The 6,708-nt window shown below is 60.7% G+C and carries 4 protein-coding genes and 1 pseudogene; all 5 read right to left on the bottom strand.

Features of this window, described 5'->3' with window-relative positions:
- Window positions 1–1,174 (bottom strand): Wzz/FepE/Etk N-terminal domain-containing protein (locus EN964_RS20000; protein ID WP_245490672.1); only part of this gene is annotated, 1,174 nt, incomplete at its 3' end.
- A 1-nt stretch (window position 1,175) separates the two neighbouring features.
- The gene (gene asnB, locus EN964_RS19995; protein WP_127269810.1) at window positions 1,176–3,173 is read right to left on the bottom strand and encodes an asparagine synthase (glutamine-hydrolyzing); all 1,998 of its coding nucleotides are present in this window, start codon (window positions 3,171–3,173) and stop codon (window positions 1,176–1,178) included.
- Entirely contained in the window at window positions 3,173–4,432 is a 1,260-nt protein-coding gene (locus EN964_RS19990; RefSeq protein WP_127266448.1) for an O-antigen ligase, read from the bottom strand. Before EN964_RS19990 ends, asnB begins: the two co-directional genes overlap by 1 nt.
- Window positions 4,429–5,637: a glycosyltransferase family 4 protein gene (locus EN964_RS19985; RefSeq protein WP_127266447.1), complete on the bottom strand. Its 1,209-nt coding sequence runs from the start codon at window positions 5,635–5,637 to the stop codon at window positions 4,429–4,431. The genes EN964_RS19990 and EN964_RS19985 overlap by 4 nt, the downstream gene beginning before the upstream one ends.
- 511 nt (window positions 5,638–6,148) lie before the next feature.
- Window positions 6,149–6,708, bottom strand: a pseudogene (locus EN964_RS19980) (calcium-binding protein); the annotation flags it as partial.

Raw genomic sequence — 6,708 nt, 5'->3', positions numbered from 1 at the left:
CGGCCATGAGCGCATCAAGGATGTTCTTTCGGCTTTCGAGAGCGGCGATCTGTGCACGGAAAATGTTTGCATCGGCAGCAATCTTGTCGACGCCTTGTTCGATCTTGCTTTGCGTCGTGGCTCTGAGTTCCTGGTCTGCCGGCGCGAGAGCCTGTCGAGCCGCAAGGTCGGCAAGCTCAGGCGCGCCAATAGCTTCGGCCAGGGCGATGAGAGTGGCCCCTTGCTCTCGAAGCTGCTGGACGTACCGTAGCCGAGATTCCACGGCGGCGAGATCCGCCTTTGACATCGACAATTGCTGGCTGAGGTCGGCCCGTTCCCTGGCTGCATTGTCCGCCGAGCCTTGGTCGATGGCTCCGTGACTCAGCCGATATTTCTCAAGGCGGTCAGCCGCTGCCTGCAGATCATTTTGCAGCCCGGGCAGACTGGCGGTGATTGCATCGAGCTCTTGCTGGTCGGATGCCTGCCTTTTCTTCGTTAGGGTGTCGACATAAACCTGAGCGAATGTGTTGGCCACGAGCGCCGCCCGCGCGGGGCTGTCATCGGCGAAAGCGACGGAGATCACTCTCGATCGCAGCTCCTGCCCGACCCGCATGCCTCGCCGCAAAGCTCTCAACTCGGAGGCATCCTCGGCTTGTGGACTGTTGGCTGCCTGGTCCGCCCCTGGCCACAGCCGGTCCAGTAGACCGCCGGCAAGTGAGCGTGTCCTTGGGGGAGGGGTGGCAGACGGTTCAAGCCGGGAATTCCTGCTAGCGGAATTGTCCTGTCCGGTTTCCGCCGCACCTGTCTTGCGTAGTGCCGCCATGACCCGGCGCAGGTGATCTTGCGACGATAGCATCGTGATGTGGTCATCTATGCTTGAATCAACGAGGTCCTGCGAAGACGGGGCGCCGACGGGCAGTGAACCGCGCGAGGGGGCGTCGACGATAAGCTGGGTTGTTGACTCATAGAGAACTGGTCGAAGGCTTCCCAGCAACCCCGCCAACAAGCCGCCCAACACAGCGAAAGCAATAATAGACCATTTTCTCCTTGCCAAAATCACGAAGAGTTGGCGCGACGCGGTGGGCGGCTCGACATATTCACGCAATGACCGCACGTGCACTCTGCCTTCGAGAACCGGTGCTGGCAGTTGATTGACCCGTGGCAGCTGGATCGGGCTGATTGCGGAACCTACCATCTTACACTCCTGCCAGGTCGAGTTCATGAGTTGGGCCGGTTTGCTGTGCTTGCCGATTGGCCTTGCTCCGCCAGGCCTGGAACATCAACGCGGACCACAATTCGCGGGAGCGGTTCTGGCCATCAATGTGATCGCGCCAGCAGGCGTCGATCTTCGCGGTGTCCAATACGTCACTGCTTTCGGTTCGCATGTCGGCGAGAAGATCGGTGGCCCAGTTGCGCAGCGGACCCCGCAGCCATCCAGCAATAGGGACATCGAAGCCTTGTTTCGGACGCTCGATCAGGTGCTGCGGGAGATAGCGGCGTAGCAATTGGCGAAGGATCCATTTGCCGGCGCCATCACGAACTTTCATGTTGGATGGCAGCCGCCAGGAGAATTCGACAACGCGGTGGTCAAGGAGAGGACACCGACCCTCAAGGCTGTTGGCCATGGTGGCACGGTCCAGCTTCACCAAGATGTCGCCAGGCAAGTAGCCCGCCATGTCATCGTAGAGAAGACGGGAGAGCAGGTCGTCAAGCGGCGGATCGCCGTAGCCGTAGGTTGGTTCGGTCGGCCGCTGATATCCCAGGTTTTCAGCCTGTGGCCGCGCCAGCCGCTGAAACAATTCGTCTTCATTCGATGCCGTGAGCAGCCGGGCGAGGCGTTCCATTCGGTCGCTCCGGATAAAATGCCTCGCGCTCGCAGAGAGCGGCAGTTTGCCAACGACATCGTCACGTCCGGCGCGTGCGAAAAAACCTGCTCCTGCCGCCAAGGTTCGGCGCAGTTGTCGGGGCAGGCGCAGGTGCCGTTTCAGCCGCTCCGCCATAAAGTGGCGCCCGTATCCTGCGAAGCACTCGTCACCACCGTCGCCCGACAGCGCTACGGTGACGTGCTGACGAGCGAGCCTGGCAACGAGTAAGGTCGGTATTTGTGATTCATCGGCGAAGGGTTCATCCCAGACCTGGGGCAACTCGGGAATGACGTCACGTGCGGCGCTTGGCGAGAGGTGAAGTTCGGAGTGGTCGGTACCCAGATGACGGGCAACGGCCGCTGCATATGGAGCTTCATCAAAGCCGCCCTCTGCGAACGAGATCGTGAAGCTGCGAACCGGCTTGCAGGATTGGGCCTGCATCAAGGCGATCACGGCTGAGCTGTCGATGCCCCCCGACAGGAAGCCGCCCAGAGGCACGTCGGCGATCATGCGTTCCCGCACAGCCAGCCGAAGCCGGTTGTCCAGTTCGTCAATGAGGTCTTCGTCCGTGCCGATGACGGGGTTCCGTCGCCCATCGGCAGCGACGTCAGCCAGCGACCACCAGCGGTGAACGCATCGGGAAAGACGGTCCGCGCTGCGGTCTTCGGCAAAAGTCGCCGCCGTGACGGAAAGGACAGAACCAGGCGGCAGTTTGAACACGCTTCGCCAGATACAGCGATGGTCCGGCACCCATCCCGTCGAAAGCATTGCCGCGGCGGCATCAAGATCAAGGTCGGGAGAAAAGCCCGGAAAGCAATTGATCGCCTTCAGCTCAGAGGCGAAAACCAGCGCATCTCGGATCGATGCGACATAGAGGGGCTTTTTGCCCATTCTGTCGCGGGCCAGATGCAGGGTTCTTGTCTTGAGATCCCACAATGCGAAGACGAACATCCCGGCAAAGCGATTGAGGGCGGCCTCAAGCCCCCAATGCTCGATTGCGCACAGCATCACTTCGGTGTCGCTGGCGCCTTGAAAGGTTTGGCCCGCACTCTCGAGTTCGCAACGCAAATCGCGAAAATTGTATATCTCACCGTTGAAGGTGATCACGTACCGACCGCTGGCGGAATGCATCGGCTGGTGCCCGGCGGCTGACAGATCGACAATTGCCAACCGCCTGTGGCCCAGTGCGATTCCAGCTTCGCGGTCGATCCAGAGCCCTTGGCCGTCCGGCCCCCGGTGACGCAGCGATGCAGTCATCCGCCCGATCGCTCCGAGCGGCTTTATGTCCGCGGCGTCGGAAGCCAATAGAATTCCCGCGATCCCACACATTAGGACACCCTCGGTTCAGCAAGCTGCCGCCGAAGTGCGGTCGGATTTCCGGCAACGAGGCAGAAAGCCAGCGAAAACCACACGATTGGATGGCGGATGATCAGGTGAGGCATGCTGAAGATTATCGTCGAGACACCAAGCACCAGCAGGGCGTCGAATCCTCCTCGCCAGGCGAAGGACATGGCGGCTCCCCCGATCCAGACCAACGCGATGACGGCGAGCAATCCGCCCTGCAGGTAAAGGTCGAGAACGGTATTGTGCGCTTCGAAAGGTCGCTGCAGAAATTGACGGTCGGCGACGGGCGGCCGCTCGAGGTGAGGACCAGGACCCAGTCCCAGCGACCCGGATTTCAATCCTTTTTCCACGGCCTCCTGCCACAAATAGAGCCGGAGTTCGAACGTTTCGATGGTCCCTTCCCCGCCTTCGTCTTTGGTGAGGTTCTTGGCAAAATTGGCGACGCTGGTCTCTTCGGTGAGCGCGTACGGCGTCATTGCAAGCGCTAGAGGCAAGGAACCCGCCAACAGCAGAATTGCCGCCATGCGGGGCATGCTGGCGCGGCCACTCGTTGCTATCCATGCACGAAGCCGCAATCCGATAAAGATGAGGCAGCTCAGGATGCTGGTGTAGAGATAGGTGTCGCTCTTCGTCAGCCGGCCGACATAGAAGGTCAGGAGCAGGCATGAGAATGCAAGCAAACGAGCCCATGGGTTGCGGGTGGTCGTAGCAAGATGCAAAGCCAGTGGGCCAAAAAGCGCGCAATAGAGCGCAAGTTGGTTCGGGTTCTCGGACCAGCCACGGAACCTGTCCCAGAACCAGGGATCGACGCCGGACTGGTGGGCTACCCCAAATGCCAGTCCCAGCTGAATTACGAAGCTCCCGTTGGCGATGGCGATCACCCACCACGCACTGCGGCGAAGGTGACGATCGGCGTCGGGCTCCGCGGCCGCCAAGCATGTGAAGCTTGCCAGCAACACATAGGCCATAACGTCATGTACCAGCCCGGTCAGGTAAAGGACGGTGGTCAGGTAGCCGACGATCGTGCCGATTCCCAAAGCCAGCGACAAGATCAGCCAGAAGCTCGCAAGCTGGACAAAAGCGGGCGTGACCTGGAGACGACCGCCGGCGAGTATTCGTCCAATCGCCAGAACGATCCAGATCGCGATGAACAATTCGCCATAGCCGAGCGGCAATCCCGGAACACCCAGTTGCGTCGCATAAGACATCGCAACTCCCAGGGCGAGCAAGGCGTCCCGGATCATTGATGTGCCCCGCCTCGGTGATTTGCGAGGCCGCCTCCAAGCCCAACGGCAGGGAGCGGTCGCATGTGCCCCGCGCGGAGTGTGTTGTCGTAAAGATCGCAGTACTGGTCGACCACCAGTGGCAGGGCAAATTGCCTCCGGACAAGTTCAACAGAACGGGCGCCCATCGCCTTGGCCGCCGCGCGGTCGGACAGCAAGTCTATCGTTCGCGAGGCGAGGGCATCGGCATCATGCGGCGCAACCAGGTAGCCATTCCATCCGTCTTCGACGATGTCGCTGCAGCCTGGCATCCTTGAGGCCACGATGGGCAGTCCCGCCAGCCCCGCCTCCAGCAATACACGCGGAACCCCCTCACGATACTGAGTGGGAAAGGCGAATACATCGGCCATGCCAAGGAGATCGGCGACATCGCGTCGTGGACCCAAGGCCAGCACATGAGGTGCATGCCGATCGAGCTCCGATTTGTCGATTGCGAATGAGCCCTCGGATTCTCGTGGGCCGACGAGCACAAACCGCGCCGCGGGCCTTGCGGACAGGATGCGAGGGATCGCATTGAGAAGGGTCGCCACGCCTTTCTGGCGCGTCAAACGGCCGACGAAGATCACCACTTCGGCGGACTGAAGGCCGAGGTCCTTTCGCATCTTCGTTGCTGAGGACCCGAGATGGCGCACCGTTGCGAACGCATCGACATCGATTCCGGAACTGCGTATCAGTCGCGAACTTCCGCGGCCGATCAGCCGAAAGCGCTCGAAGAACAGTTGGTCGTCGCGATTTTGGAATACGGTCGCTGCCGTCCAGGAAGACGCAAGCCATTGCAGTGCGCAATAGACCGGGCGCAAGGCCAGGGCTCGAGGCTCCAGCGATGAGAACGTCCACCCCAGTCCGTTGATGGTGCGAATGACCGGAACAGTTCCCCGTACCGAAAGGGGCGTCAACAGATTTGGCTTGGTGTCGAAGCTCTGGATGATGTCAGGCTGAAGCTCCTGCATCAAGCGGCGCATCGTTCGGAGAGTGCGCCATTCCCCGCCTCCGCTTGCAAAGCGGTCGAAGGAGAACCTGTGATGCGAAATGTCATGCCGAAGAAACGGTACGGGAGAACCGCTCGAGACCGCCGTAACGCGAAAGCCTTTCTCTCGCAGCGCGATGAGGAAGGGAACTCTCAAGGCGTGATCCTCGCCTCCCACGCAGACCAGGTGCGGGTTCATCTGCCTCTCCCAAGCGCACATGGCCGATTGGCTCTCGATGCTGCCATGGCCCGGTTTCATCACCTCTGAGCGCATGCCGCCCGAGTGCACGCTAGGGGGACACCAGGTGCCTGTCCTCGTCCGTTTGAATGACACAAGGGATGTTTGGAAGGGTAGCGACCAGCGAGGCGAGATTCCCTCGCGATTGCCGGAGCGTTCATGCGACTCGTGTCTTGCGGGATGAGCGCGGTGCTTGCCTGAGCCGGTACGGGTGGCTGGTCTGCATCACCTTGGTTGTCCAAGGTTTTCGAGTGTCCAATTGCGGCGGCGCGGTGCCTGAGCTCCGCGGTTCGCTGATGGCAAAAAATCTTTGACGCGTGGTTGCGCTGGGCCGTCAAGTCGGCCCTCGGCCTGCGTGGCCGGTCTTCAGGACGGAACCGGCACGTCAGCTGTTGGTCCACTCATCCGGAACATCTGTCGGCGAGGCCAGGGGCCTCGCCGACTTCTTAGAGCATTTCTTCGCTGGGCTGGTTCAGGTGACCAGGAAAGACGATGCGGTAATCGACAGATGCGGAGAGAGGCTCGCGAAATGGATCTGGTTTGCGCCTCCGACGCCGTCGCTGTCGAAAGAAAGAGCTCCCGTCGAACTGTTGTAGACAATGTGATCGGAACTGTCATGCGCGGCTTTGCCGGCAAAGAAAGCGTCCGACGAGAGGCCCCCCTGATCGAGACCGGCAAAGATGGAATGATCGAGGTGGATTTTGTCCTGGGCTTTGTTGAAATCAGTGATCCTGTCGACATTTCCGTCGCCAAGAGCGGTACTGAAAACGAAGACATCACTGCCGCGGCCGCCGGTCAAAGTATCGGCTCCACCGCCGCCGTCGATCTTGTTGGCGCCGGCGTTGCCTTTGACGGTTTGAGCGAACTCATTGCCCGTCAGGTCGATCGCGGCCTTGCTGGACGCCTTGCTGGTCGCGAGTTGTTCGATGTGCGAGCCAGCCGATAGGGCGAAACTCACAGAGGCGAGGACTTTATCGATGCCGCTGCCCTTCTGCTCCACCACCTTGTCGTGAGCATTGTCGACGTAAGAGG

Source organism: Mesorhizobium sp. M7A.F.Ca.CA.001.10.2.1, assembly GCF_003998575.1.
In the GTDB taxonomy this organism is placed as follows: domain Bacteria; phylum Pseudomonadota; class Alphaproteobacteria; order Rhizobiales; family Rhizobiaceae; genus Mesorhizobium.
The sequence above is the reverse complement of the archived record's forward strand: the minus strand, read 5'-3'. Positions and strand labels throughout refer to the sequence as shown.

Excerpts from the sequence above, each read along its gene's own strand:
- EN964_RS19985 (WP_127266447.1), bottom strand. The coding sequence starts at position 5,637 with ATGAACCCGCACCTGGTCTGCGTGGGAGGCGAGGATCACGCCTTGAGA.
- EN964_RS19990 (WP_127266448.1), bottom strand. The coding sequence starts at position 4,432 with ATGATCCGGGACGCCTTGCTCGCCCTGGGAGTTGCGATGTCTTATGCG.
- asnB (WP_127269810.1), bottom strand. The coding sequence starts at position 3,173 with ATGTGTGGGATCGCGGGAATTCTATTGGCTTCCGACGCCGCGGACATA.